The sequence below is a fragment of the Streptomyces sp. NBC_01445 genome, from assembly GCF_035918235.1.
Classification (GTDB): domain Bacteria; phylum Actinomycetota; class Actinomycetes; order Streptomycetales; family Streptomycetaceae; genus Streptomyces.
The window spans coordinates 3,588,764-3,614,787 of the sequence record NZ_CP109485.1; the positions used below are offsets into that span (position 1 = coordinate 3,588,764).

The 26,024-nt window shown below is 68.3% G+C and carries 23 protein-coding genes; 9 read left to right on the forward strand and 14 right to left on the reverse strand.

Going from position 1 to position 26,024, the window contains the following annotated elements; genetic code table 11:
• The first annotated feature begins 45 nt into the window (after positions 1-45).
• Together OG574_RS16245 and OG574_RS16250 are read left to right on the forward strand one after the other, a co-directional pair.
• On the forward strand, positions 46-2,142 hold the full coding sequence (locus OG574_RS16245; RefSeq protein ID WP_326773834.1) for a serine/threonine-protein kinase: 2,097 nt from the start codon (positions 46-48) through the stop codon (positions 2,140-2,142).
• Positions 2,143-2,218: 76 nt separating this feature from the next.
• Positions 2,219-2,530: a DUF397 domain-containing protein gene (locus OG574_RS16250; RefSeq protein ID WP_326773835.1), complete on the forward strand. Its 312-nt coding sequence runs from the start codon at positions 2,219-2,221 to the stop codon at positions 2,528-2,530.
• A gap of 141 nt (positions 2,531-2,671) precedes the next feature.
• On the opposite strand, the gene OG574_RS16255 is transcribed toward OG574_RS16250, so the two are convergent.
• From OG574_RS16255 to OG574_RS16300, 10 genes are all read right to left on the reverse strand, one after another.
• Positions 2,672-4,078, reverse strand: coding sequence for an outer membrane protein assembly factor BamB family protein (locus tag OG574_RS16255; protein WP_326773836.1), 1,407 nt, complete (start codon positions 4,076-4,078; stop codon positions 2,672-2,674).
• 212 nt (positions 4,079-4,290) lie between these two features.
• Positions 4,291-4,590, reverse strand: a complete 300-nt coding sequence (locus OG574_RS16260) for a WXG100 family type VII secretion target (RefSeq protein ID WP_326773837.1) — start codon at positions 4,588-4,590, stop codon at positions 4,291-4,293.
• Positions 4,591-4,649: 59 nt separating this feature from the next.
• Entirely contained in the window at positions 4,650-4,988 is a 339-nt protein-coding gene (locus tag OG574_RS16265; protein WP_326773838.1) for a WXG100 family type VII secretion target, read from the reverse strand.
• 97 nt (positions 4,989-5,085) lie between these two features.
• Positions 5,086-6,261, reverse strand: coding sequence for a S8 family serine peptidase (locus OG574_RS16270; RefSeq protein WP_326773839.1), 1,176 nt, complete (start codon positions 6,259-6,261; stop codon positions 5,086-5,088).
• A gap of 176 nt (positions 6,262-6,437) precedes the next feature.
• Positions 6,438-8,105 carry a hypothetical protein gene (locus tag OG574_RS16275; RefSeq protein ID WP_326773840.1) on the reverse strand — a complete coding sequence of 556 codons (1,668 nt, stop codon included), beginning with the start codon at positions 8,103-8,105 and terminating at the stop codon, positions 6,438-6,440.
• On the reverse strand, positions 8,102-8,578 hold the full coding sequence (locus OG574_RS16280) for a hypothetical protein (protein ID WP_326773841.1): 477 nt from the start codon (positions 8,576-8,578) through the stop codon (positions 8,102-8,104). Before OG574_RS16280 ends, OG574_RS16275 begins: the two co-directional genes overlap by 4 nt.
• Positions 8,579-8,920: 342 nt before the next feature.
• Complete coding sequence (locus tag OG574_RS16285; RefSeq protein WP_326773842.1) at positions 8,921-9,448, reverse strand: hypothetical protein; 528 nt, start codon at positions 9,446-9,448, stop codon at positions 8,921-8,923.
• Positions 9,449-9,462: 14 nt separating this feature from the next.
• Entirely contained in the window at positions 9,463-9,798 is a 336-nt protein-coding gene (locus OG574_RS16290) for a hypothetical protein (protein ID WP_326773843.1), read from the reverse strand.
• A complete protein-coding gene (locus OG574_RS16295) occupies positions 9,799-10,530 on the reverse strand; it encodes a hypothetical protein (protein WP_442816825.1) in 732 nt (243 codons plus the stop codon).
• Between the two features lie 339 nt (positions 10,531-10,869).
• Complete coding sequence (locus tag OG574_RS16300; protein WP_326773844.1) at positions 10,870-11,190, reverse strand: hypothetical protein; 321 nt, start codon at positions 11,188-11,190, stop codon at positions 10,870-10,872.
• Between the two features lie 471 nt (positions 11,191-11,661).
• Here OG574_RS16300 and OG574_RS16305 point away from each other — a divergent pair, with 471 nt between their 5' ends.
• The 3 genes from OG574_RS16305 to OG574_RS16315 all read left to right on the forward strand — a co-directional run bounded on the left by OG574_RS16305 (position 11,662) and on the right by OG574_RS16315 (position 15,046).
• On the forward strand, positions 11,662-12,165 hold the full coding sequence (locus tag OG574_RS16305; RefSeq protein ID WP_326773845.1) for a hypothetical protein: 504 nt from the start codon (positions 11,662-11,664) through the stop codon (positions 12,163-12,165).
• The gene (locus tag OG574_RS16310) at positions 12,165-14,426 is read left to right on the forward strand and encodes a hypothetical protein (RefSeq protein WP_326773846.1); all 2,262 of its coding nucleotides are present in this window, start codon (positions 12,165-12,167) and stop codon (positions 14,424-14,426) included. The genes OG574_RS16305 and OG574_RS16310 overlap by 1 nt, the downstream gene beginning before the upstream one ends.
• Positions 14,427-14,539: 113 nt before the next feature.
• Positions 14,540-15,046 carry a hypothetical protein gene (locus tag OG574_RS16315; RefSeq protein WP_326773847.1) on the forward strand — a complete coding sequence of 169 codons (507 nt, stop codon included), beginning with the start codon at positions 14,540-14,542 and terminating at the stop codon, positions 15,044-15,046.
• A gap of 275 nt (positions 15,047-15,321) precedes the next feature.
• On the opposite strand, the gene OG574_RS16320 is transcribed toward OG574_RS16315, so the two are convergent.
• Positions 15,322-15,675, reverse strand: coding sequence for a DUF4333 domain-containing protein (locus tag OG574_RS16320; protein WP_326773848.1), 354 nt, complete (start codon positions 15,673-15,675; stop codon positions 15,322-15,324).
• 255 nt (positions 15,676-15,930) lie between these two features.
• Here OG574_RS16320 and OG574_RS16325 point away from each other — a divergent pair, with 255 nt between their 5' ends.
• Positions 15,931-16,647, forward strand: coding sequence for a hypothetical protein (locus OG574_RS16325; RefSeq protein ID WP_326773849.1), 717 nt, complete (start codon positions 15,931-15,933; stop codon positions 16,645-16,647).
• Positions 16,648-16,726: 79 nt separating this feature from the next.
• On the opposite strand, the gene OG574_RS16330 is transcribed toward OG574_RS16325, so the two are convergent.
• From OG574_RS16330 to eccB, 3 genes are read right to left on the reverse strand one after another with little or no spacing between them, the layout of a single operon-like run.
• Positions 16,727-17,329, reverse strand: coding sequence for a hypothetical protein (locus OG574_RS16330; protein ID WP_326773850.1), 603 nt, complete (start codon positions 17,327-17,329; stop codon positions 16,727-16,729).
• Positions 17,326-18,603, reverse strand: a complete 1,278-nt coding sequence (gene mycP, locus OG574_RS16335) for a type VII secretion-associated serine protease mycosin (protein ID WP_398374982.1) — start codon at positions 18,601-18,603, stop codon at positions 17,326-17,328. Before mycP ends, OG574_RS16330 begins: the two co-directional genes overlap by 4 nt.
• A gap of 14 nt (positions 18,604-18,617) precedes the next feature.
• Positions 18,618-20,153: a type VII secretion protein EccB gene (gene eccB / locus OG574_RS16340; protein ID WP_326773851.1), complete on the reverse strand. Its 1,536-nt coding sequence runs from the start codon at positions 20,151-20,153 to the stop codon at positions 18,618-18,620.
• Positions 20,154-20,332: 179 nt separating this feature from the next.
• On the opposite strand from eccB, the gene eccE reads away from it, so the two are divergent.
• From eccE to OG574_RS16355, 3 genes are all read left to right on the forward strand, one after another.
• Entirely contained in the window at positions 20,333-21,694 is a 1,362-nt protein-coding gene (eccE, locus tag OG574_RS16345) for a type VII secretion protein EccE (RefSeq protein ID WP_326773852.1), read from the forward strand.
• Positions 21,694-22,524 carry a hypothetical protein gene (locus tag OG574_RS16350; protein WP_326773853.1) on the forward strand — a complete coding sequence of 277 codons (831 nt, stop codon included), beginning with the start codon at positions 21,694-21,696 and terminating at the stop codon, positions 22,522-22,524. The genes eccE and OG574_RS16350 overlap by 1 nt, the downstream gene beginning before the upstream one ends.
• 337 nt (positions 22,525-22,861) lie before the next feature.
• Positions 22,862-25,837 carry an SCO5717 family growth-regulating ATPase gene (locus OG574_RS16355; protein ID WP_326773854.1) on the forward strand — a complete coding sequence of 992 codons (2,976 nt, stop codon included), beginning with the start codon at positions 22,862-22,864 and terminating at the stop codon, positions 25,835-25,837.
• The last annotated feature ends 187 nt before the right edge of the window (positions 25,838-26,024 follow it).

Consider the following 26,024-nt stretch of genomic DNA (forward strand, 5'->3'; position numbering starts at 1 on the left):
AAAGCTCAGCCCGCGACGGCCCACGGCGAAGACCACAGAAGAAGGATGGCGCAGTTCATGACCCCGCTCGGCTTCGGCGACCCGCTCCGGCTCGGTCCCTACCGTCTCCTCGGAGTGCTCGGCGAAGGCGGGATGGGCAAGGTGTACGTCGGCCAGGATTCCGTCGGTGCCGTGACCGCCGTCAAGGTCCTGCATCCTGAACTCGCCCATGACCCGAATCTGGCGCAGCGTTTCCTGCGCGAGGCCCAGACCGCGCGGTCCGTGGAGAGCGGGGGCGTCGCCAGGGTCCTGGCCGCGGAACTTGACGGCGGACGCCCTTGGATCGCTTCGGAGTTCCTGTCGGGCCCCACCCTGGAGCAGGCCGTCACCCAGCACGGCCCGCTCGAAGAGCCGGCCCTGCGCGCACTGGCTCATTCACTTGCCGGCACGCTGCGGGACATCCACGCGGCCGGGCTGATCCACCGCGACCTCAAGCCCGCCAACATCGTCCTCACCTCGACCGGCCCGCGTGTCATCGACTTCGGGATCGCCCGCCCCGAGCACGGGCTGACCCTGACCACGACCGGCCAGGTGCCTGCGACGCCCGGATACGGCGCCCCCGAGCAGGTCACCGGACAGCGCGTCAGCCCCGCGGCCGACGTCTTCTCGCTGGGGGCTGTGCTCGCTTACGCGGCCTCGGGCCGCAGGGCGTACGACGGCCCTCATGTCGCCTCCCTGCAGTACGCGGTGGTGCACGGCGAGCCGGATCTCACAGCGGTACCCGGCCTCCTCCAGCCCCTCATCCGTCCCTGTCTGTCCAAGGACCCGGTCCTGCGGCCGTCGCCCGAGCAGATCGCCGCGGCCTTCGCCCCACCCCGGGGTGCGCAGCGCGTATGGAGGCACGGGGCTCTCGGTGAGGAGATCAAGGAACACGAGGCACAGACGAAGCAGTACACAACCGTCGTCGGAGTCCCCGCACAGCGCGGCCCTTCCCGCCGCCGTTTCCTCGCGTCCCTCGCCACAGGCGGAGCCGTTCTGCTCGCGGGCGGCGGCGCGACTGCGTGGTGGCTACGCGGCGAGGAGGATCTTCCCGAGGCCGGTGCCACACCGCCGCCCGCCGAGCTCCTCGCCTCCCCGATCGAGGGCGGATCCTCCAGCGACAAGGCGCCGAAGCCCCTGTGGGGACCGCTGGCGGTCGCCGCAGAGGACTCGCCGCCACCGATCGTCCTGCGCGATGTCGTCATCTTCGCGGCCAAGGGCGGGGGCCTGACCGCACGGAAGGTGACGGACGGCAAGGAGAAGTGGGTCCTCCCCGACATCGATGCGACGGCCCGGTACGTGGCGATGGCCAACGGCCGGTTCGCGGCCGCCGACAGCAAGGGCAACGTACACATCCACGATGCATCCACGAGCGAACGGCTGTGGAGCACATCGGCGGGAGCGACCTGCGTACTCGCCGCCGACGCGGCCACGGTGTACGTCGGCACCGCCGATGACACGATCCGGGCCGTGGCCACGGCGGACGGACACAAGGCGCGCTGGACCAAGGCGCTTGCGTACGCGGCGCCGGTCGGCACCACAGCCCAAGCGGTTTCTGCAGAGGGGCACTTGGTGGTCGCGAGCCAGGACGGCAGCGTGACGGCCCTGCGGTCCGGCACGGGCAAGGAGGCCTGGCACCGGACCGACCAGACCAGCGACGGACAAGCGCTACGCCCCTTCGTCGACTCAGGGATCGTGTACCTGGGCGGGGCCTCCCTGCGTGCATGCGGCCTTGTGGACGGGGCGGAGATATGGCGGACGATCGGCACGTTCGGACCTCCGGTCCTGGACGGCGCAGACCTCCTGGCGATGACAGCACAGGACTGGGGCACACCGCAGCCGCGCCTCATGCGCTATGACACCGCCACCGGTGACTACGACGACTCCTGGCTGGCAGTGCCGGAGGGCGATGCCGCGCCTCTCGCCGCGCCCGTCTTCCAGGGCAGTTCACTGTGGCTGGCGGACGGCGGCGACGCCAAGGGCGTCACCGTCTTCGACAGGAGCACGGGGCACGCCGCTTGGACATACCGGCCCACTCGCGGCGGCACATGGCGCATGACGGCCACCGGGAATCGGGTCTTCCTGCTGAATGCGGGGGACGCCGTGGCCATGCCGGTCTTCTGACGGCCGCGTGCCGCAGCGGACTTCCAAGTACGCTGAGTGGACAGCTTGTTCGTACGTCGAGAAGGGGCCGCCCCACATGGCCGAGGCACAGGACGCGCAGGTCTCCCTGGAACAGGACGAGGACGTCAAGGCGCGCAAGGAGCGGGAGAAGAACGAGCTCTACGCGCTCGACATCTCCGGCGCCGAATGGCACAGCGCCCCCGGCACCGAGGACCACGAGGAGCGCGTAGAGATCGCGTACCTGCCGGCCGGCGCGGTGGCGATGCGGTCTTCGGTGGATCCGGAAACGGTGCTGCGGTACACGGAGGCGGAGTGGACGGCGTTCGTGCTGGGGGCTCGGGATGGGGAGTTTGATTTGGAGGATGTGGCGGGGTCGGACGCGGGGTAGAAGAGGCCTACGACTAAGGCTGGGCCGAGGACTCCGGGCTACGGGGTCCGCTTTGCCCGGTCCTCTGCTCGCCCTGCGCGCTTGATCTCCCGCATCTCCCTACACCCCAGCGTAGGGAGATGACAGCTAAGTACCCCGCTCCTAGCCAGCGCTTTCGTAACCGACAACGCCTGGAATGAGACCGTCGGCCTTCCCAGGCGCGTGAATCTCCTTGAATGCGAAGAAAACCCGCCCGTGGCTGACGGTCATGTCTAGCGACTCCGGCTCTCCGAGCGCCACCATCGCGGAAGGCATCTCGAACAGGAGAAAGGGACGTTCCGTGCCCGTCTTCGGGTCGATACTCACGACCGCCGACGGCGCTCGATTGTCGTCACTTGCTCTGAATGCCAGGAGCCTGTCACCGCTCATCTGGACGGGATACGTGGCACGGCGGGCCTTAGACTTAAACTTACGAACAGGCTTCCCCGAGTGCAGATCAAAAGCTGTAATCGAGTTCGCGGGACTGTCGGTGAAGAGAGCGTCGATGGATGCCTTTCTTCCCACGAATACTTGACGGCTCCCCACGATCACCGCGTCGCAGGACTCTACAGTCCCGAAAAGCGAGCCGCCACAGTCCGTGACGTAGCGGTCAACTCCCAGCGCCATCGTCGATCTGTGCTTGCCGTGCGCGTCAAGAACGATGAGGTCCGTCACTGCGTCCGCGCCTGCAGCGACAGCGATTACCGGTGGATTCGACGACACCAAGTAGGTTGCCCCGACACCCCGCGCCACCTGGTACGTCCACTCGGGCTTTCCTGTACGCCGGTCAATCTTCTGGACTCGATATGAGGTGTCGTCGCCAGCGCTTCCACAGGTCTGCAGCGCCAGCAAGTCACGTCCTCCCGCGAAACCGCTGTCGTTGCAGGCTTCCCTGCCTGGAGTCTCCCAGAGCTTCTTGCCCTGACGCAGGTCGTACGCTGCCGAACCCGATCCCCATGCCGTCACGGCGACGCCTCGCGTCAGCGTCACATTCATATTGGTCGCGTACGCATCGTCGGAGTGGGGCAGCGTCACTTCCCACATCTTCTTGCCGGTGTTCACGTTGAATACCACGAGCGTGTTACATGCGGACTTGGCGTTTACCTTGCCCCCGCGACCAGACTGAGCAACGACGGCAGTTCGGCCATCGACTGTCACATGCCTGGTCGTCGAGCAGATGGCACCGCTCAACCTGGTGCTCCAGACAGGGTCCCATTGCCTGAATCGGTACCCCGTGAGTGTGCTTCCCTGTGCCATGGCATAAGTCTTGGCCGTAGCCCAACTGCCCGGCAGGTAGGAGCTCTCGCCCGGCTTCAACTTCTTGTCGTTGTACTCGACTGCCATGCGGGCTTCTGGGTTGACCGGGGTCTTCCCATCAGCCTCGCTCACCTCATCCGGGGCTTGCCGGGCAGAACTGGGCGCGTTGCTCGACTTGCCGTCATTTTTCGCTGGGATTCCACCCCATATGAACCATGAGCCAACGCCGGTCACGACGATGAGAACGCCGCAGATGGACAGCCAACGCTTCACGCGCTGCTTCTTGCGATCCTTTGCCGCACGCAGAGACTGCGTGAACGGAGAGGGCGCCGGCCCGAATGACATGAACTGCTTTCCCTTCAACGACGAGCGCGAACCGATGCCTTATGTAGCCGTGGACCCACGCACCCTGTTCCACCCGTCGGACCACGATGACGGGGTGGGCGCCTCCCGCGCGCGCCCACCCCGCATCCGTACTTTTCGCTCTACAGGAAGAAGCTGGCAGCCTTCTTGTCGCCACCCATGTAGTCACCGCCGGCCAGGTGCACCACGTGACCGATGCCCTGGAGGGCCTGGTGGATGTCGTGGGCTTCCTTGTCCCACTTCTGCTGCTCTTCGCCGTACTTGCTCTGGGCTTCGCCCTCCCAGTACGCGACCGTGCCCGCCACCAGGGTCTTGATCTCCTGCAGGTCGGCCTCGAGCTGCTTGGCCATGTTTCCGATTTCGGTGGCCGCGGTGTCGAGAGCGCCGTACTTGACGACCATCTCGTCGTGGTTCAGACCCATGATCTACTTCTCCATCTCCCGTGGTTTCGTTAACTACTGACGCGCGACAACCCTGGCGTTTAGTAGCCGCTGAGCGTGGACTTCGGGGCGCCGTCGTAAACGTTGATCTTGTTGACTTCCTGGCGCACCTTGTCCTCGGAGTCGTCCTTGATCTTCCGAGTACCCGTCATCGCGTCGATGAACTTCACGAGGATGTTGCCGATGTTCTTCATCGACGTGTTGATCTCGTGCTGCTTCGTGTTGAAGGCGTTCGCGCCGATGCCCTTCCAGTTGCCTTCCAGGCTGTCGATCGTCCCCTGAAGGCGGTGCACCGTGGACTTGATGTTTTCGAACTTTTCGGCGATCTTGCGCTCGAGCCGCACCATCTCATCGTCTGAGAGCCGCTGTCCGTCTGCCATGTTCGGCCTTCCTCTCCTGATTACTGCTGGAACTTTTCCGGATGTTGCCTCGCAGGGAATGGATCTGCCCCACTCGACAAATGTCACGAAACCGCGCTCAGCCAGAGCGCTTGGCCCGCACCACCGCGAACACCCCGCCCCCGATCACCACCACCGCAGCCGCGACTCCGAGGACGATCCACAACTGGTCGTTGCCGTCCGAAGAAGACTTCGCAGTCGATCCTGCCGCCGAGGTCTCGCCGCCTGAAGTGGATTTCGGGGGCTGTGACGAGGCTGGTACGGAAGCGGAGGGGGTAGCGCCGGTAGCGGAACCGGCAACTGACGTCTTTTCGTTGGTGATCGGATCGACATCAGGGGCGCCCGGGTTCCCCTTGCCGGCGATCAAGTTCTGGGCGGGCCTGATCAGTCCATAGCCGAGATACTTGCTCGGCTGGTTCTTGGGCCAGTCACGACCGGCAGTATCGATCATTACCCGGAGGACCTGGCTGGCCGTCCACTTGGGGTGCGCCGACCAGATGAGGGCGGCCGAGGCCGAGGCGATGGCGGTGGCCTGACTTGTTCCCTTGCCTTGGCAGTACTGCTTGAAGGTCGCGTCGCACCAGGTGGGGACGTTCACACCCGGCGACGCCAGATCGATGTAGTCACCGGACTGGGAGAACTTGCCTACCGTTCCAGTCGCATCGGAGGCACCGACCCCAACCACTTCGGGGAGTGCGGCCGGGAAACCGATGAAGTTGTCCTTGTCGCCGGAGTTCCCAGCCGCGGCAAACATGAGCTTGCCCCTTTTGGCCGCGTACTTGATCGCGCTTGTCTCTTCGGCATCTGAGTACTCGGCGCCGAAGGACATGCTGATGATCTGTGCGTCTGAGTCTGCAGCAGCCCTGATCGCCCGGGGAATTGAGGCGGTCTTCTTGCGCTCGGCCTTGTCCGTCAACGTGGTGAGCACCGTCCGCACCGGAATGATCCGGGCTCCCGGGGCGAGCCCCTGGAGCCCGCCTCCGGCCCCGGACCCGGCGATCAGCTCCGCCATGGATGTGCCGTGACCGCCGTAGTCACGTGTCGCTCCATACGATGCGGCTGCGGGAACATCGTCCGTCAGAACCTTACCCTTCAGGGAAGGCGTCGCAGGATTGACTCCTGAGTCGATAACCGCGACCTTGATGCCCTTGCCCGTGCTCACCTTCCACAACCGCTCAGCCAGCATGTCGTCCAAGTACCACTGCTTGGCGTGCACGTCGTCGGCGACAGCGCTCGGGGCCAGCCCGGTGGACATGACGGCAAGAGCGCCAACCGCTGCGCCCACCACTGACGCGCGTCTGCCGACCCGCCCCAGGAAGGGCACAGTCCAGCTGCGTCGGCTGATCCCTGACTTCATGCTTCGTCTGTCCTCGCTCGTGCTTAGTCGATCACCGGCGGCACATCGCGCTGCGGCTTCTTGGGGAGATGGGTCTACTCGTCCTCGGCCCGGCAGTCAGGCCGTTGTGCGCCTTCGCCCTCTTCCCGGTCGGCACTCCCACGGCCCTCGGGACCTCGTACGAGGCCGGAGCCGCCGGCGGTGAAGCCGTTCCTGCCCGCGCGGGCGGCGGAGTTGCGACCTGCGGGAGCACCCGTCACGCCATCGGAGTTACCCATGGAACCGCGCGGCGTCTGGTTCCTGGCAGCGCCGTTGGTCGTACTCGGCGCCCCCATGACGCCTCGCTGGCTGATCCCGCCGCTCGAAGTCCGTGAACCGGCGGCTCCCTCGCCCCCGATGACGGTGCCCCTCGGCACCTTGGGGCCAGACTTTGCGGACGCACCAGTCGAGGTGGGCCTGCCCCCTATGACGCCGCCACTACTCCGGCCCGCGCCCCGTGGTCCCAGACCTTGGCGGCCAGCCGACGTGCCTGCCTGTCTGGGCGTGCCTCCAGTGACGCCGGAGGTCGGACGGCCGCCCGGCGTACCACCCTTGACACCCGGCTGGCCAGTCGCGTTCGGGCGCCCCATCGGGTTCGTGCCGCCTTGTCCCAGGCCCCGAGCCGTAGCCGGTCCTGTGGTTCCAGGACGTCCCTGTGCGGTCGCCGGATTCCTCGGCATGCCGGTCGTACCGAGCGCCCGTCCCACAGGGCCCTTACCCAGGGGGTTTGGCACCCCCTGGGCGTACGAAGGAAGCGGAACTCCTTGCGGGCCCGTTGTCGGCGTCGTCGGGCTGGTGGTGCTGGTCACGGGGGTCGGCGTCTGCTGAGGAAGTGTGTCGACGCTGTTGATCTCCGTGCCGACAGGTCGGTCGGGGAGGGTGACATCGCCGTGGACTTCCTTGACGGGCGTCGTGGTGACATCCGTGCGCGGGGCGATCGTGCGCTCGTGCGCGACCACACCTTCGGTCACTGCCTCCTGCCGCTGCGTCGTGCCGGCCGTCTCGTTTCCGGACCAGTCGGTCGGCGCGGAGCCGCGCCCTGACGGCTTCGGCACCCCCACATTAGGCATCGCCTCGAACGTGGGAGGTTCCAGGCCCTTGAGCGACTCCTCGGAGACGACGTAGTACGACGACAGCCGGTTCATCTGGTTGATGGCCTCTTGGCGATGGCCCTCAACCTTAGTAGCCGCGGTGTACTCGTGGTTGGTCTCTACCCGCGCAACCACCGGGATGTCGCCGACCGACTTCCGCACGAGACGGCTGTCACGGGGCGGCATGGCGCTGCGAACGGATGCCAGGCCCGTGCCGGCGGACGTGATCTGAACGCCTGCGGCCTTCGCGTACTCGGCGAGAGCGTCCGCGTGTCCGGCGAGTCCCTTGCCCCAGATCTGGAAGGCCTTGCCCGCCTCGCCCTTCCAGTCGTCCTCGGCCGCGGTCAAGTGACCGCGGAGTTCGGTCGCCGCGTCCGAGATGGCCTTCTGTGCCTTCCACAGGGCCTCACCGGCACCCTCGAGGTCCGACGGGTTCGTGTTCTCAACGATGTCGATCATGTCGTTGAGGTCGTGGTCCTCGAAGTTCGACTTCTGACCGGGTGCACGAACCCTGCTGAAACCGAACGCGTCGTGCATGACCTCGGAGATCCGATTGGTCATGTCGGTGACGCCGACCTGGACGTTGCTCTGTTCCTGGCCGGACAGCTTGTCCCAGTCGTCCTTCCCAGTCACAGCCCGAATCCCTTCTTCGACTGCTTCTTGTCGTTCCGCGGCTGCTCAGGCGCGCCCGCCTTCTCGCGCTCCGCAGTCTGCTGGTCATGCTCGATCTTCGACTGGATGGCCCAGAACCGGCGTCGCTGTTCGTCCTCGAGGTTGCCGTAGCCGACCTCCGCGCCGTGCGCGGCGATGCCCATCGCCTCGATCTGGAGACTGAGCGTCTTCGACAGCGAGGTGAGTCGTTCGTGAACGATGTTGTACTGCTCGTAGAGACCGTCGGCTTCCGGGAACTTCGTACCCGCGCCACGCAGGGAGGTCGGCGCGATCCGCTGGCCACCGACCTTGGACGGCGCTCCGTCCGAGCCCTCGAACTCGCTCAACAGCGTGTCGACGCGCTGCTTGAACGTCTTGAGCACTCCCGCGCCGACCTTCAGGTCCGCAGCGGCCGCAGCCGAGACCCCGCCCATCGCCATGTCCGCAGGAAGCATGACGTGCCCCCTTCCCCGTTCCCCGTCGGTCCTTCAGTCCGCGCCCGGAGCGCGGTGGCGCGAGCGTCCCTCATCGCGCCTTTACCACTGTAGTCACCCTGTACAACCGAACCAACTGACCTATGTGTTAAGTCAGTTACGAAGCGCTGTTCCGTATCGCGCTTTCGGGTGCAATCTTCTCATCTCGCCGACGCACGCTCGACGCCCGGCCGGAGGTCTGACGCTCGCGCGCAGGCCCTGCCCGCACGGAGGCGCGACGCACCCTCCGTCAGGCGAACATTCCTCCATGAAATCTTCACCGTCGTGACAGCGGGGAAGGCGGGGGATGCGGCGTTCAACAATTCAGCCTGATTTCGCTTCGCAAGGCGAAGACTTCTTCAACGCCGCCGTGCATTCCGTGATCAAGTCCTTCAGCGCCGATTCGTCCTTGTGTCCCGGTTCGAAGACCCTGATGACCGTGGAGATGTCCTCCTCGGCCACATCCTGGGCAGCGCACCGGGTGATGGATACGGCGGCCGAGTCCGTGTACGCGATCGTGCGGGCCGCCGCGGACTTGGGGGCGTGGGCGGAGAGTTGGTCCACGGCGATGTCGCGTGCTGCCGCGCCCGGTTCGCGTCGCTCGCGTTCGACAGACAGCACGACCTTCTTGTCCACCGCGACCTCGCAGGTCGTGATGGCGTCGGGGACGGGGTCGTCCCGTTTGACCGACACCTGCATACCGGGCGGCAGCAACGGCGTAAGCGCTGCCGCCTTGATGTGAGTGCCGCACAGCGAGGACGGCACGGCGTACTCACGCTCGGCCGAGTCGCCGCATCCCGCTGCTGCCGCCACCATCGCGGCAGTGACGGCGGCCAGAGGCAGGAGCCGCACGCCGCGGGCCGGCCTCAGTGATGGCTTTCCGAGTTCCACTGTTCTCCGTCCGAATGGCTGATGCCGGCTGCGGTGCGTGCGGCGCGCTGCAGGTCGTCCGCCGTCTGCATGTCAATGTTCGGGTTGTGGCGTACGGCGTTGTCGACGGCGTCCTGGGCCGAGCGGATCGCCTCCGAGCGGCCGTGCGCGTACTCGCCGCCGGCCTTGTGCTCCGCGTCCGTCGTCGTGTCCTGCTCGATGCTCTTCATGACGCTCTCCTGGATGTCCTCCGACGCCCATCCGATGGGCGCGCCCAGGATCGGAACGTGCTCGGCCGCCTTGTCGACGCCCATGCCCAGGATGCGGCTCACCTACTTCGCCTTGTCGGCCGCGGCCTCGTTGAAATCCGCGTCGGACGCCGCGTGGTACTGGTAAATGGCGTCCGCGCGCGAGTCGCTCATGATGCCCGCGATGGCCGCTCCCGGCGCCACCGCGTCGCGCACGCGGCCGCCCATCGACGTCGTCGACGTGGTGGGGTCGTTGACGACACCGTTCACCACGTCCGCCGTGTACGCCTGCTGCGCGGCGGTGATGGCCGCGTACGCATGCGGGTCCTGGCCCACTTCGCTGAGGAACTTCTGGGTGTGCCCGGGGTCGAGGCCCGCGGCCGAGCCGAACGTCGGGAACATGTCGCTGCCGGCGTTCTCCTCGTACATGGCCTGCTGGAAGTCGCCCATGTACTCGGAGGTGATGTCGCCGAGGCTGTCCTTCATGGCGTACAGCGGGCCGCTCTCGCCCGAGTCGCCGTTGTGCTTGAGCAGTTCGGGGTCGCTGCCGAACTTGTCGACGATGTCGTGCACGAGTCCGGCGCGCTCCGGTGTGTGCCGCACCGCGTCGCCCATGTCGTCACTGTCGTACGGCCGTCCCGTCGTGGCGGATTCTAGGGCGTGGCCGAGTGCTTCGGGGCCGACGTTGCGCGCGGCCCGCAGCGCGTCCTCGTTGCCGTAGAGGTGCGCGTCGTTCGAGTCCGCGTTCCACAGGAAGTCCTTGTCGGAGAAGACGTCCAGGTAGGACTTGAAGCCCAGCTTTCCGTCCTGCTTCACCGTCCCGTCCTCGTTGTACGCGGTGGGAGGGTCGGTGAAGAACTTCTCCGAGGCCTCCGGGCTGTGGCCGAGGGCTTCGAGGACGCTGTTCAGCGGGTCCTCGCCGGAGCCGAGCTTTCCCGACGAATTGAATCCGTAGCCGTCACCCTGCCCGTGGCCGACGTGGGTGAGTTTGTCCGGGTCTTCCTTGTGGAGTTGCGTGAGGTGTTCGGCGATGGGGTTGATGAAGGACGGGTCGTAGTTTCAGTACCGCATCAGGCCGCCGAGCACCTGATAACCGTGAGGCTTCGTCATCTGATGCGGCATCCAGGAGATCTGGTGCGTGCCCAGCCTGCGGAATTAGTCGCCCCAGCTGGCGGGGAGATGGTTGATGCGGTTGAATTCGCGGATTGACCTGGGTCGTCCAGACACTGACGGTCGTCTCGAGGCCGAGCCCATCTCGAAGTTGCTGACGTTGAAGGCCGTCGCGGCCTGCATCGTGGATCCCGAACCGCGCTTGTCGGCGCCGGCTCCCACGATGTCGGCCTGCGCGTGGAGGTGGTCGTGGAGGATGAAGGCCTCATGCTCCACGGCGCCGAGTTCGTCCTGGTTGACCACCAGGTCGGCGCCGCCCGTCGAGCCACCGCCGCCGGGTTCCGGGGCCAGCTGATTGAGCTGCATCTTCTCGCTCTGGCGGGCGGCAGCGTCGGACTTCAGCTGCTCCCATTCGTCCCAAGGCGTGCTGTGACCTCTTCCCCCGTTCCCCGGCACCCGCCGGCTCGGATGGCAACAGCTCCGTTCCAACGGATCAATGTGCGGGTCGGACTTCCTACAGGGGCGTTGCACAGCCGGAGATGGCGACGAGTAAAAATCCCCACAACTCTCGGTGGCGTGTACGTCGTCGAAATCGCGATCACGGAATTGTCCAAGATCCGGAAGCGAGCGAACTGAAGCGGATGGGGGCCGAACCCACAAGGCCCTCCATTACGGACACACGGCTACAACTCGCTTCGTCCACAAGACCTTCACTTGCGCAGCATCTCGAGCATCGGTCCGAGTGGCCACTCTTCGCATCCGAGTTGCTAACTTGACCGGAAGTCTGCCGTCCAGCGGCAGTATCCGGCGCGCGCACGCGGGGGAAGGAGCTCACTCATGGCGTGGGACGAGTGGGAGCAGCTGAAGACCGAGGCGGCGGGGCGTCAGTCGACGCAGATGCAGCTGAACCGCGTGCCGGACGACGAGGGCGGCGGGCCGCCGCCGTCCCAGTACGGCGACCTCGCGGTCGGGCACGGCGACCTCGAGAAGGTCGGTTCGGATGCCCACAAGCTGTACGGCCAGATGTGGGACAAGGCCCGGGTGGCCGTTCCCTCCAGCGACTCGGCTGCGTCGGACCTGTCCGCGCAGGGGTTCGCGCTGGGCGGGGGCCTGCAGGAGGTGTCGAACCGGTGGGAGGAGCAGCTCCGCTCACTCATGGACGCCACCGCGCAGATCGCCAACCACATGCACCGCACGAAGAAGCTGCACGGCGCCGACGAGGACTTCATCCAGCGTCAGATGAGCAGCATCGACATGCTCGACGCCGGCTTCGACGAGCGCGTCGGTGACCCCGGCAAGAAGAACCCGGTGTACGGCGAGCCGAAGAAGAAGGACGACTGATGCATTTCGAGGCGCTCCTCCACGCCAACTTCAAGCTCCTCGACGATGCCGTCGAGGACTGGTCGACGATGGTCAAGAATCTCGACGCGCTCGCGAAGGAAGCCCGTACGGGCATGAAGGCGTCCGCGGGCAAGGCCGTCTGGGCCGGCGCGAATGCCACGGTCTCCAAGGAATTCATCGGCAAGACGGTCGGTGAATTCGACGACGCGCACACCCAGGCGAAGTCGATCTACGACATTCTCCGGGACACCGCGGGTGAACTCAGGACGTACCACGGCAATCTCGCGACGGCGATACAGAACGCGGGCACGAAGGACATCAGCGTCACGGCGTCGGGCAACGGCGGCTTCACCGTCCGCGCCAAGGACGACGCCAAGGACCCCAAGCCGACCGACGGCGACGTCACCGGGGTCCGCAACGAGATCCAGAAGATCGTCGACGGGGCGAGCGAGAGCGACAACACGGCCACCAAGGTCCTGAAGCTGCTGGTCAACCAGACGTCCATGGGCTTCTCCGACGCGAGCTACTCGGACCGCGACTCCGCGGCCGCCGCCGTCAAGGAAGCCGACGAGCTGGCGAAGCTGGCGCAGAAGGATCCGAAGGACCTGTCGGTCGAGGAGTTCGACCGGCTCAACGCCGGGTTCAAGAAGTACGCGAACGACGAGCTGTTCTCCGAGCGGTTCGCCACGAAGGTCGGTCCGCAGAAGATCCTCGAGTTCTGGACGGGAATCAACGACCCGGCCCGCGGCAACTACGAGCTGGGGCACGAGCGGCTCGACCAGTTCGACGACCTCCAGCGCAACCTCGGCATGTCGCTGGCCCACGCGACGCAGAGCGACTCGACCGCGATGTACGAGTGGAAGTCCAAGATGATCGACTTGGGCGACAAGCCGCTCTACGGCGATCGTGGCGGGCCGATGGGTTTCCAGGTCATGAGCAACCTCATGCGGACCGGCGACTACGACGACCGGTTCATGGAGGACTACGGCACCAAACTCATGGCCACCGAGCGCAAGCTCACCGGCGACGGCGAGCACCGCAACCTGGCGTGGCAGCACATGGGCATGGACCCCTGGCTCAACCGGATCGGCGAGGACAGCGGTTCCGACCCGCTCACGGGCTACCTGAAGGGCCTGTCCAACAGCCCTGACGCGGCCACCTCGTTCTTCAACGAGGAGTACACGCCGAAGGACGGCGACAAGGCGGCGGCCAGCAATTTCAAGTACCTCTTCGAGGACCGGGAGTGGCCGCAGGAGTCCGACATGCACGGCGACGACCTCAACACCGGGCGCAACAACCTCGCCCTGGCGCTGGAGGCCGGAACGACCGGGCATCCGGCGGGCGAGCTGCCGACGGCGGACACTCCGGCGCACACCGCCGATCAGGCCGGGCTGATGCGAGACCTCGTCAACTCCATCTCCGAGGACCCGAACCGCCTCAAGGACCACGACTACATGTCGGACAGCATCGGGCAGATCGGGTCCGAGTACCTGCCCGACATCCACCGGGCGATGGCCGACGGCCCCACGGTCGGCAACGGCGACAAGTCCGGATGGAACCTGCTGTACCCGAACGACGGCGCGGACGCGAAACTCGATCACAGCGCCGTGTCCCGCTTCCTGGTCACGGCAAGCCAGAACCCGGAGGGGTACAGCGCGCTGAGCGTCGGCGAGAAGGCTTACACCGCCAACCTGATGGACTACCACCTGAACCCCGACCTCCCCGAGGACCAGCGCTACCCGCACGACGCGAAGGACACGATCACCAGCCTGTCGCGCAAGTCCGGGGAGTTCAGCGGTCTGCTCGCCCAGGGCCGGCAGGAAGCGGTGCTCGGCCCGGCGAACGAGAAGGACGGCGACTTCGACTACGCCGTCAGCCAGAAGAAGAACGTCATCTCGGGCATCGTCGGTACGGGTGTCGGCATCGGTACGAGCTTCATCGCCTCCCCCGTGGTCGGCGCGGCCGCGGGCGGCGCCGCGGGCACCGTGACATCGGTGGTGATGGAGGCGTTCTTCAAGGACGACTCGGGCCAGTACCGCTCGGAAGCCGGTCATGACATCGCGACGCGGTGGGAGACGATCAAGGACACCACCACGAACGTCAACTACGCGGCGGCCACCGAGGCCGCCAAGGCGCACCACGCGGGCTACTCGGACCAGATCGACACCTGGGTCAGCGAAGGCACCGCGACGGGCTTCAACGACGCCAACACCGACATCCACGCAATGGCCAAGGACCTCGACACCGAGATTCCGGACTGATGCTGCGTGACCTGATTCTGCGCGACCTGATTCTGCGTGACCCACCGGCACGATCACCGAAGGCGATGGAAGACGTCATGCAAGGACTCCCGCGGGAGAGAGCACGTTCGGTCTTGGCGGCGGCACTCGGTGCGGCGTCGCTCGTCGCTTCGGTGGCCGGCTGTTCGTCGTCCGCACCCGAGCGGGAGTACGCGACGCCGAAGGAACTGTGCGGCATCAAGGTGTCAGCCGGTTCCCTGGAGCCGCTGCTGCCGCCGGGGAAGAAGATCGCGGTCGAGCCCACGGCGGCGGTCGGCGTGAAGCGCTGTCGCCTTGAGGTCGACGGGAAGGTCGTGTTCTCCACCAGTGTGGAGAAGCGGGGCGCCGACACCTCGGCCCGTGATGTCGCCACGTCCGCGATCGGCGTCAATCCGAACGACCCCAGCGCGGACAACGGCCGGTTCATCTACTCGAAGACCGGGGCCGTCGGTCGCGTGGAGTGCTCGAAGTCAGCCGGTGCGGACAGCTCGTTCTGGGTGACGGCACGCGTCTCGGACGACGCGGATCCGGCGGACATGCACCGGTTCGTCAAGGAGTACGCGACGGCGGCGGCCGGTTCGGGGTCCTGCGCCGAGGGGTGAGTGCTCTCAGCAGGTCCTCTTGTGGCTCGTCGCCGCGAGCTCGTACCGGGCTTGCGGGGGCAACTTCCCATCTCTCCGCCCGTGAAAGGACGCAGCAGACGGGGGGCTCAGGTGTGACCGGACCTCGACGATTCGGCACCTCGGTGCGGGAGGGCGTCCATCTAAGAACCCGGCCAGACGTGAGGACGATCGGCCGCGCCAGGCCCTCCCGAGCACCTGGCAGCGGCTCTCACTCTCCTATTCCGCCTCGCGAGAGACGCGGTGAAGTCGAAAGGTCAGCTCGCAGCCGGGGAAGGAGTCTCGTCGGCCTTGATGTCGAAGTTGACGTTGTCGCCGTCGACCGAGGAAACCTTGACCGTCACGCCCAGCGTGGTGCCGTCACTCGCCGTGAGCGTGCAGCGGCCGGTGTTGCCGACCTTCCCGACGAGGTCCTCGGGGCAGGTGACGTCCGGCTTCGGCTGGCCCGTGGTGGCGGCGAGCTTTTCGGCGACCGTGTCGGCGAGCTTGCTCTTGGAAATCTTCGGGTCGGACTTCCCCACGCTCACCGACCCCGAGCAGCCGACGAGCAGCGCACCGGCGGCTACGGCCGACAGGGCCCACGTTGCGGCGGAGAGACGGGACTTAATCATGGGGAGATCCGTTCCGGTGGTCGGAGAGGCAGGTCACAGAAGGCCGGAAGGGCAGACCGCCCCTTCGGCGCGCCCAGCAAATGGCGCACAGGAGATACCTACTTGGCGCACATTTCTGAAATTGGGGCAAATCGGAAAGCTCCGCAGACTCTTCGCGTCACCAGCAAAGAATCTCCACTCGCGCAATCTCAGGCTGCCGTCACGAGGCCAACCTCGGTCCACAGGAGCACATGGCGTCGACGATAATCTCGCCCCGTGGAACAGCTGCTTCAGATCCTGGCGAAGATCGTCTTCTTCGCATTCATTGCGGGAATGTTCACACTCGTCATCAGGGCGTTCGTCCGCAACAGCCGAGAGCACGACCGGATCCGGAAAGGCTGGGCCGACCTCGAAGGGGTCGCCGCCGCGCGTGGCTGGACCTATGAGCGGCGCTCGCCCGGACGGGCCACCGAGTACTGCGGCGTGGGCCCGATGCCGGGCAAGGGCTCGGGCCTGACCGCGTGGCACTACATCACAGGGGAGTTCCGCGGCCACTCCTTCAAATGCTTCGAGTACCGCTACACGGATCCCATGTCGCCCACCACCCAGTCCGGGAGCAGGAAGCTCACGTACGAGTCGGTGTTCCTCGTCTCGGCGCCCGGCCCAGGGCCGTTCATGCAAATGGGGCGACCGAGCAAGCTGGACAGGGTGATGGGCCGAAGGCCCAGGACACTGCTCGGTGAACCGGAATTCGATAAGAAGTTCCGAGTTGCCGCGGATGACGAAGCTTTTATCCGGAACATCCTGACTGATGACGTGAGGGCCTTCTTCCTTTCGGATCAGCGTGCCGAGAAGAACCCGCTTCGAGTGCGCGACGACGAACTGTTCACGTGGTACACCGGCACCATGACTCCGCAAGACATCGAGGACCGGTTGAACTATCTGTGCGACGTTGTGGAACGAATTCCCGCTCAGGCGTGGACAGCCGCCTGAGAGAAAGCAAAGCACCCCTTGCCCGGATCAGGTATGCACCGGCGAAGGGGTGCTTTGCGTGTGGGGCAAGCTTTGACGCTCAGCACTCGCCGTTGTTCGTCGTCACCGTCAGGCGGTACGCCCGCTCGGTGACCGTTCCCTCGTCGCCGTTGATACCCGGCGGCGTGTAGTCGTCCTTCGCGCGCCGGGTGCGTTCGATGTGTGTGCAGAAGGCCGCGTCCGCGCCGTCCGCCTGCACCGTGAAGTACGCGTCGGTGTCCGTGTTCGTGCCGGCCGGGCCGGCGTCCACGCCTGCCTGGGGTGCTCCCCCGCCGCCGTACTGGATCACCTTGTCCTCGAGCAGGGACGCGTAGTCGTCGAAGTAGGCGGAGTCGGTGGTGAGTCCGTCGTCTCGGTACATCCAGCCGTCCAGGTCGTCCGTGGCCTGACGTACCGCGCTGGTCAGTTCGTCGTCGCTCCAGCCCGAGTCGGCGGAGACCCTCAGCAGGCTGAACCCTTCGAACACCATGACGCCGGCCAGGACGAGGAAGATCACGCGGCCCGTGACGAACGCGGCGTCGGGGAGGTCGGGCGCGGACGGGTTGAGGCTGTGGCGCCAGCCGCGTACGCGGTCCGCCTTGACGCAGGCGGCCGCCACCAGCACGGCGGCGATGCCGAAGCTGAGCGCGATCATCGCGCTCACGCCCCGCTCGCCGTCCTCCGGCCCCGTCGCCGCCGCGCGTCCCGTACCGCGACCGCCGCCCCGCCCAGGCCCGCCACCAGCACCGCCGTGCCGACGACCGTGTACGTGGCCAGGCGGGTGTCGCGCTGTTCCGCTGTTTCGCCGAAGTGGAGTTTCGCCGCCGTAGGAGCCTCCGCCCGGGTGACCCCCTCGTCGGGGGACGGGGACTCGATCGGGTGATCCGGATCCTCCGTGACCGCGCGGACGGGGTCGACGACACCCCAGCCGACGAGGCGGTCGTGACCCACGGTCGAGCGTTCCGCGGTCTGTTCGATCTGGGCGACGACCTCGGCCGCCGTCCAGTCGGGGTGCTTCGCCTTGACGAGGGCCGCCACTCCGGCCACGTACGGGGCGGAGAAGCTGGTTCCGTTGTCCGAGCAGTGGCCACCGCCGGGAACCGTGGAGACCATGTCCACGCCCGGCGCTGCCACGCCCACGAAATCGCCCTGCTGGGAGAACGCGGCGCGTTCGTTGTTGCGGTCCGAGGACGCGACCGCCAGGACGCCGGGGAACGAGGCCGGGTAGGTCTCCTTCACCTTCCCGTCCAGGCCGTCGTTGCCGGCCGAAGCGACGACCACGATCTTCGCGTCGAGGGCCGTGTTGACCGCATCCTGCAGCTCCGGAGCGGGCTTGACCGCGTTCGCCGTGTCCTGGGAGATGTTGATGACCTGGGCGCCCGCGGCCTTCGCGTGCAGGATCGCCAGCGCGAGGCTCTCGGCCGTGCCGTGGCCCTCCGCGTCGTTCTGCTGGATCGGGATGATCGTGGCCTCGGGGGCCAGGCCCACGAAGCCGGTGCCCTTCGCCGGACGCGCCGCGATTATGCCGGCGACGCGCGTGCCGTGACCGACGGTGTCGGTGGTGCCGTTCTCCTTGCCGCGTTCGATCTTGCCGCCGTTGTCGTCCTTGAGGTTCTTGGGCAGCAGGTTCTCGCCCTTGGACGTGTCCACGGCATGGGTGAGTTGCGGGTTCTTGACGTCGACGCCCGTGTCGATGACGGCGACCTTGACGCCCTTGCCCTTGGTCTCGCTCCACAGGTCGTCGAGCAGGACGCGCTGGAGCGACCAGGGACGGCCCTCGTACTTCGGGTTCTTCGGGCCGAAGGTGCACTGCTCACCGTCGGCGGCCGCGGGCCCCGCGGGCAGGAGTGCGGTGGTCGTCACCGTCACGGTCAGCGCGGCGGCCATCGCCGCCCGTCGCGTCCACGTGGCTGCGGATTCCCCGGATGCGTACGCCATCGTGTCCCCCGGCCCTAGGAGCCCTGCGGCTGGCGGGCCGCTGTCGTCGACAGGCGCGGGCCGGTCGGCAGGAACTGCGACCAGGCGTACGGGATCGGCGCCGGGTCGACCTTGTCGTATCCGAGCCTGGTCACCGCCTGCTTGGCCTGCTGTTGCTGGTCCTTGCGCTCCTTCGCAGTGGTGCCGATGCCCGCGTCGTCCGCACCACTGTCGCTGTTCGACTGCATCGCGTACCGCAGGCCCGTGTCGGTGACCAGGAAGACGGGGCCCGCGGCGGTTTCGGTGCCCTGGAACTGGCGGTAGAGCTGGCCCGATCCGGCGGTGACGTAGGCGCTGGAGGAGCCGGTGGGAAGGGGCGCGGGGAAGGTGGTGCCCGCCCATGTGCTCAGGGTGGTGCGGCCGGTGTCGGTGTCGACCTTGTTCAGCACGTTGCAGACGGTGTTGCGGCTGCCGGCCGTGGTGGTGGCGTCGTTGACCGTCTTCGGCTCGTACTTCGGCCAGTTGGCGGGTCCGAAGGGCCGGCCGGCGGTGACGGCACCAGGGCTCACCTTGAGTGCCTCGCCACGCTGCCCCATGGACACCAGGGAGGGGCTGCCGAGGAGCAGGTGGGCCGTGAAGTCGGTGATCGGGGCGACCCTGCCGGGCAGAACGACGTAGAACTGGTCCGGCGTCTTGAGGACCATGCCGACCTTGTTCGCCGAGTCGTCCAGCAGCGTGCTGTTCAGGTTGGCGGGGTCACCGGCCTTGCCCGGCAGCGTCGGGAAGGAGATCGCCGTGCCCTGGTGGAGCGTGTCCAGCCAGTTCCTGGAGACGCGCTCCGGTTCCTGGTTCGCCTGGTTGATGCCGAGGGCGCGCAGGAGTTGTTCGCTGTCGTCCCCCTGGGCGGCGATGCGGTAGGCGGTTCCGCTCGCGTCGACGACGTACTCGGTCTTGGCCTTGTCCGGGCCGACGACGTACATCAGGTCGCCGCCGTGCAGCTTCGACTCGCGGCCCTCGGTCTTCGGCTCGTCCCGCTTCGCGAGGACGAACGCCGCCTTCTGGATGGCGCGGCCGCCGTCGCCCGGGCGCTCGCAGACGGCCCAGCGCTTGGCGGACTCGGCCTCCGAGTCCGGCGGCAGGCGGTCGGGGGCGTACGGGATGCCGATCGTGGCGCCGTGCGGGATCTTGCCGCTGTCGAGCACCTTCTCCGACACCGTCACGATCGGGTTGTCGCTCGGGGCCACGAGGAGCTTGGCCGACGCCATGTTGAGGACGGGGTGCAACTGGACCTTGCCGTGCGTCTTCAGGACCACGTATCGCGTCGTCGACTTGTCCGCGACGATCACGTTCTTCGCCGTTTCATCCCACTCGGGCGGCGCTGTCGGCTTGAACATCCCCCACGCCCCGAAGACCGCGAGGACGACGACGCCGACGATGACGCCCGGCAGCACCGCACGCAGCGGCTTCGGTGCCCCTTCCTCCGAACCGGAGGGTGAGGGCTGGAGGAAGGACGCGAGCGTACGACGCTTCGCGAAGGTGTAGGCGTTGAGTTCGTCCCGCCGTGATGCCATCTGTGTCCGCTTCTCCCCGTGCAGCACTCGGGGGTACCTGCGTCCCCCGCCCTCCGTTGTCAGACCCGGCCCCTACTATGCCTGTTGCGTGGTTGTGCGTGTGGGACGGGTAGGGTGCTGGGGCCTTCAAAGGCCCTGTGCAGCAGGGATTTTCGGGAGAGTTCGGGGGATTTGGAGTGATGGCTTCCGCAACGCGGACCCGGTCGCGGTCGCAATCCCGGTCGCGGTCGGGTGGTCGACCGGGACCTGGGGACGGTGCGCCGGCGGCTCGGTCCGGCGGTGGGGCCGGCTCTCCGGCGGCGCCCGCCGGTCCGGTCTCGCTTCATCTGAAGTCGCGTTCCGGACGAGCCGGTTCGTTCCGGCTCCAGCAGATGGTGATGATCGAGGTCGCCGCCGCGCTGGTCGTCGGCGCCGCGGTCGTCGACAAGCTGGCGCTGGTACCCGCGGGCGTCGTCGCCGTGATCCTCGTCCTGTTCGCTCTCGTACGCCGCCGGGGGCGGTCGCTGCCCGAATGGCTCGGTACCGTCCTTGCCCTGCGCGGGCGCAGGCGCCGTGCGGCGAGCACGCCGGTCCCGCCCGGCACGGAGCCGGGCCTCGCCCCCGCCGTCGAGTGCGACCCCTCGCTGCGGACGTACAGCTACAGCCGCGGTGACGACCGCGACCAGCGGCCCATCGGCATGGTCGGCGACGGCGGCTTCCTGACCGCCGTGCTCCAGGTCGAGTCGGACGCCACCGCCCTGCGGGCGGAGCGCTCCCGGCGGCCGCTGCCGATAGGGATCGTGCGGGACGCCCTCGATGTCGACGGGATCCTGCTCGAATCGGCGCAGATCGTGCTGCACACGCAGCCCGCGCCCGCGCTGCACCTGCCGCAGCAGTCCGTGGCAGTGAGCAACTACGCGCCGCTGCAGGCCCAGACCGGCTCCCCCGCCGTCCGCATCACGTGGATCGCCGTGAAGCTCGACCCGGAGCTGTGCCCGGAGGCCGTGGCCGCGCGCGGCGGCGGCACCGTGGGAGCGCAGAAGTGCGTGGCCCGCGCGGCCCAGCATCTGGCGAGCCGGCTGACCGGCGCGGGCTTCCGCGCCAGCGTGCTGACGGAGGAGGAGCTCACGGCCGCCGTCGCCACGTCGGCGTGCGCCAACCCGATGGTGACGGCGCAGGCCGGGCGGAGCGAGCTGCCGCAGCGCAGGACCGAGGAGTCCAGCCGCAGCTGGCGCTGCGACAACCGCAGGCACACCACGTACTGGGTGCGGCGCTGGCCCCAGCTCGGCGGATCCGGGCCCGCTCTGCACCAGTTGGTCGCACTCTTGACCACGGTGCCCGCGCTGGCCACGACGTTCAGCCTGACGCTGTCCCGCGGTGACCAGCGGGACATCCAGCTCTGCGGCCACATGCGGATCACGGGACGCAGCGAGAGCGAGCTGACCACGGCCCGGCGGTCCCTGGAGACCGCGGCCCGGCAGGCCAAGACGGGTCTCGTCCGGCTCGACCGCGAACAACTGCCCGGAGTTCTCGCCACGTTGCCCCTCGGAGGTGCGCGCTGATGGCCATGACGTCATCTCCCCCGGCCGGGGCAGGATCCTGGGACGGAAATTCCTGGAACGGCAATGGGAACGCGAACGGGAACGCGAACGGCAGTCCGGGCGGAGCTCCCGCGCCGGCCGCCGGTGACCGCTCCCGTACCGGGTTCGGGCTCTTCGGGCCGCGCCACCAGCGCCACACGCTCCCCGTCGAACAGTTGGACACCCTCGCGCTGCCCATCGGGGACGACGGTGTCGTCGTCGGCGTCGATGCCGACGGCCAGCCCGCCGTGCTCGGGGTGAACCGGCCGACGCCGTACGACATGGTGCTCATCGGTGGCCTCTGGACGGCCCAGGTGCTCGCGCTGCGGGCCGCGGCGACCGGCGCGCGGGTCGCGGTGGAGACCGGGCGGGCGCAGGCCTGGGCGCAGTTGGTGCAGGCGGTCGGTGGCGGCCAGTCCGGGATGACGGTGCACGACGTCGGGCGGGTGCCGCCGCAGGGCGCGTCCGCCGGTGGCCCGGTGCTCGTGGTGCGGGACTGCGGTATGCGTCCGCCGCGCGGGCGCGTGGCGTCCGCGCCGTGGCAGTCCGTGCTGACGCTGCTGCCCTATCTGAGCCCGGTGGCGCCCCGGTTGATGCGTCAGGCGCGGCTCGTCGGGGTCCAGCGCGTTTCGCCGGACGAGGCTGCGGAGATCGGCCGTGTCATCGGACTGCCCCGCGGCGAGTGGGAGTCCCTGCCGACGCTCGCGGACGGGGTCACTCTGTGGTGCACCGACCGCGACCGGCAGTACGTGATGACCCGGGCGACGGACGCCGAGACCGGATTGTTGGGTAACGCACGCCGAATGGACTGAGGCCGGTCCGAAGCCTGCCGCGGAGCGTTCCGGCGATCGAACTCGTTCCCCTTTGCGGCTTATTCGGGCAGTTTGCGCGTGACGGATGGGGGGGTGTTCGTCACTTCCGTATCGCTTGGGCATCACTTGTTGGCCGGGTGTGACCCATCGGACGGCGCCGGGGGGACGGACGGGCCTGCCGTGCACGTGGTTTTGGTGATTAGGCTGGGACAAGGACGCGCGCGTGAACCCACGAACGGCTCGTACGCGTCCCAGGGGAAGAGCGCGGCGGATCGGACGACAGGAACGGTCGCCCCCCACCACGGCACGAGGGTGCTCGACCACACCAGGAGGCATTGTGAACAGCGATCGGGACGAGATCCGCGGGGGCTGGGACACACCCGTCGATGATCACTCCGACGCGGAGTCCGCCACTGAGACGACGGGCGAGTTCACCATCGACTACGCCCCACCGGCCTGGTACACGCAGAACGCGTCGTCGGGCACGGGCGAGACCCCCTCGGCCACCCCCGCCACGCCTCCGCCGCCGGTGCCTCCGGCCCCGGTGCCCACGCCCACGCCCACGCCCACGCCCGCACCGGTGGCACCCCAGGCGCCGCCCGCGCCCTACACGCCGTACACGCCCGCCGCTTCGGCCGCCGAGCCGGACGCGGGTTCCGGGAACGGGGATCTGGAGAGCGGCGCGACGATGCGGTTCTCCGCGGCCGCGCTGAAGCGGGAGTTCGCCGAGCTGGCCGCACAGGGCGAGCAGAAGGCCGAGCCGACATCCGGGCCGACGACCGAGGAGCAGGGCGGGGACGCCGCGTCCGCCGACGCGCAGGCGGGTGCTGACGGCGAGAACGCCGACTCCGGTGAGTCCGGTGACTTCGCCGTGGTCGCCGCTGCCGGGCCCTCCGGGGACGACGGGGACACCGACGCCAACGCCCACACCGACGCCGCTCAGGCCTCGACCGATGACACCGACTCCGAGGCGGCTTCTGACGACGCGTCCGAGGCGGAGGGACCGACCGGTTCGAACGACTCGGGCGACACCGGCTCCGAAACCGCCGGAGCCGCTCCTACGGCAGCACCGGCCGACGCGAGTGCGGACACCGGCACCAGCGCCGGCTCCGACGCACCTGCCGATGCGCAGAACGCCCCCGCCGCCTGGGCCCCGCCGCCCGTGCCGCAGGAGGGTATTCCGCCGCTCCCCCCGGCGTTCCAGCCCGCCGCCCCCACGTCGGCCCCGCAGTGGCCCGCGCAGCAGCAGCCGCAGCCCGGCGCCCCGGTTCCGGCCCAGGGCGCGCCCGCCCCGCCGGCCTGGCCCGCGCAGAACACCCCGCCCGCGCCGCAGGGTGGTTACGGCTTCCCGCAGCAAGCGGCCCCCGGCGACCCGCAGCAGCCCGCACCTCCGGCACCGCAGCAGCAGGGCTACGGGTTCCCGCAGCAGACGCCGCCCGCAGCAGGCGCACCGAACCAGCCTGCCCCTCAGGGCGGTTACGGGTTCCCGCAGCAGCCCCAGCCCGGCACGCCCAACCAGCCCGCCCCGCAAGGCGGTTACGGGTTCCCGCAGCAGCCCCAGCCCGGCGCGGGCTACGGGTTCCCGCAGCCGCAGCCCGGAGCCCCGGCTCAGGGACACCCGGCCGCGCCCAACACCCCGGCCCCGCCCGCCCCGCACCTCCCGGCGCAGCAGCACCCCCAGCAGCCACCGGCACCGCACACGCAGCAGCCCGGCCCCCAGCCCCCCGTCGGACAGCAGCCGCATCCGCAGCCGCCCGCGCCGCAGGCCCCGGCCCCGCACCCCGAGGGCCAGCCCGGCCACCCCGGCCACCCCGGCCAGCCGCAGCCCGATCAGCAGTTCCAGGGCCAGCCCGGCCAGCCGTTCCCGGGGCAGGTGCCCCCCGCCGACCCGCGTGCCGGTGGCGCCTGGCCGCAGCCCATTCAGCACGACCAGCGCACGCCCACGAACGTCGGCGGTGCGCCGCTCGGCTACACGGCGGCCGTGGAGCTGTCGGCCGACCGGCTGCTCAGCAACAAGAGGCAGAAGGCGAAGAGCACCCGCCCCGGCGGCGCCAACTCGCGCTTCAAGCTCGGCGGCAAGAAGGAGGAGGCCGAGCGGCAGCGGAAGCTGGACCTGATCCGCACGCCGGTCCTGTCCTGCTACCGGATCGCCGTCATCAGCCTCAAGGGCGGCGTGGGCAAGACGACCACGACGACCGCGCTCGGTTCGACGCTCGCCACGGAACGCCAGGACAAGATCCTCGCCATCGACGCCAACCCGGACGCCGGCACGCTCGGCCGCCGTGTGCGCCGTGAGACCGGTGCCACCATCCGCGACCTGGTGCAGGCGATCCCGCACCTCAACTCGTACATGGACATCCGCCGGTTCACCTCGCAGGCGCCGTCCGGCCTGGAGATCATCGCGAACGACGTGGACCCGGCTGTCTCGACGACGTTCAACGACACGGACTACCGCAGCGCGATCGACGTGCTCGGCAAGCAGTACCCGATCATCCTGACCGACTCCGGCACCGGTCTGCTGTACTCCGCGATGCGCGGCGTCCTCGACCTCGCCGACCAGTTGATCATCATCTCGACGCCGTCCGTCGACGGCGCGAGCAGCGCCAGTACGACGCTCGACTGGCTGTCGGCGCACGGGTACGCGGATCTGGTGTCGCGTTCCATCACGGTCATCTCCGGGGTCCGCGAGACCGGAAAGATGATCAAGGTGGACGACATCGTGTCGCACTTCGAGACGCGGTGCCGCGGCGTCGTCGTGGTGCCGTTCGACGAGCACCTGGCGGCCGGCGCCGAGGTCGACCTCGACATGATGCGACCCAAGGTGCGCGAGGCGTACTTCAACCTCTCGGCGATGGTCGCGGAAGACTTCCCGCGGGCCCAGCAGCAGCAGGGCCTGTGGACGTCGGACGGCAACCCGCCGCCCACCATGGCTCCTCCGGTGCCGGGTCACCAGCAGCAGCCGTACCCCGCGCAGCAGCCTTACCCGGGCCAGCCGTACCCGGGGCAACCGGGCACGCCCCAGCCGCCCGCGCCGGGGCAACAGCCCGCTCCGGGGCAGCAGTTCCCGGGCCAGCCGTACCCCGGCCAGTCGTATCCGCAGCAGCCTGGCCAGGCCCAGGCCGGCGCCCCCGGCCAGCCCCAGCAGCCGGGTCAGCCGAGCCAGCCCGGCCCCCCTCAGATGTGGCAGCAGCAGCCCCCCGCGCCGGGCCAGCCCGCACCCGGCCAGCCGCCCGGCCCCGGCCAGGCCGCCCCCGGTCAGCCCGGCCAGCCCCTCCCCCCGTACACCGCACAGCCCCAGCCGCCTCAGCAGTAACAACGCTGATATTCCGGCCCCCTGGGCACACGAATGGCCCGCACCGACACCACGGTGCGGGCCATTCCCTTGCCTGCCGAAACTCCCTCAAATACCCACCAGGCACCTATTGTTGAGCGCAACGGGCATCACGCCCTGGCCTGCAAAGCGTCAGAGGTCTCGACCAATGTGCGTGAAATGCGGGTCA

Bases quoted from the DNA above. Each gene is read 5' to 3' on its own strand.
- OG574_RS16280 (WP_326773841.1), bottom strand. From the start codon at position 8,578: ATGCTTCCTGCGGACATGGCGATGGGCGGGGTCTCGGCTGCGGCCGCT.
- eccE (WP_326773852.1), top strand. From the start codon at position 20,333: ATGGCTTCCGCAACGCGGACCCGGTCGCGGTCGCAATCCCGGTCGCGG.
- OG574_RS16260 (WP_326773837.1), bottom strand. From the start codon at position 4,590: ATGGGTCTGAACCACGACGAGATGGTCGTCAAGTACGGCGCTCTCGAC.
- OG574_RS16245 (WP_326773834.1), top strand. From the start codon at position 46: ATGGCGCAGTTCATGACCCCGCTCGGCTTCGGCGACCCGCTCCGGCTC.
- mycP (WP_398374982.1), bottom strand. From the start codon at position 18,603: ATGGCGTACGCATCCGGGGAATCCGCAGCCACGTGGACGCGACGGGCG.
- OG574_RS16305 (WP_326773845.1), top strand. From the start codon at position 11,662: ATGGCGTGGGACGAGTGGGAGCAGCTGAAGACCGAGGCGGCGGGGCGT.
- OG574_RS16320 (WP_326773848.1), bottom strand. From the start codon at position 15,675: ATGATTAAGTCCCGTCTCTCCGCCGCAACGTGGGCCCTGTCGGCCGTA.
- OG574_RS16310 (WP_326773846.1), top strand. From the start codon at position 12,165: ATGCATTTCGAGGCGCTCCTCCACGCCAACTTCAAGCTCCTCGACGAT.
- OG574_RS16300 (WP_326773844.1), bottom strand. From the start codon at position 11,190: ATGCAGCTCAATCAGCTGGCCCCGGAACCCGGCGGCGGTGGCTCGACG.
- OG574_RS16250 (WP_326773835.1), top strand. From the start codon at position 2,219: ATGGCCGAGGCACAGGACGCGCAGGTCTCCCTGGAACAGGACGAGGAC.
- OG574_RS16265 (WP_326773838.1), bottom strand. From the start codon at position 4,988: ATGGCAGACGGACAGCGGCTCTCAGACGATGAGATGGTGCGGCTCGAG.
- OG574_RS16350 (WP_326773853.1), top strand. From the start codon at position 21,694: ATGGCCATGACGTCATCTCCCCCGGCCGGGGCAGGATCCTGGGACGGA.
- eccB (WP_326773851.1), bottom strand. From the start codon at position 20,153: ATGGCATCACGGCGGGACGAACTCAACGCCTACACCTTCGCGAAGCGT.
- OG574_RS16270 (WP_326773839.1), bottom strand. From the start codon at position 6,261: ATGTCCACCGGGCTGGCCCCGAGCGCTGTCGCCGACGACGTGCACGCC.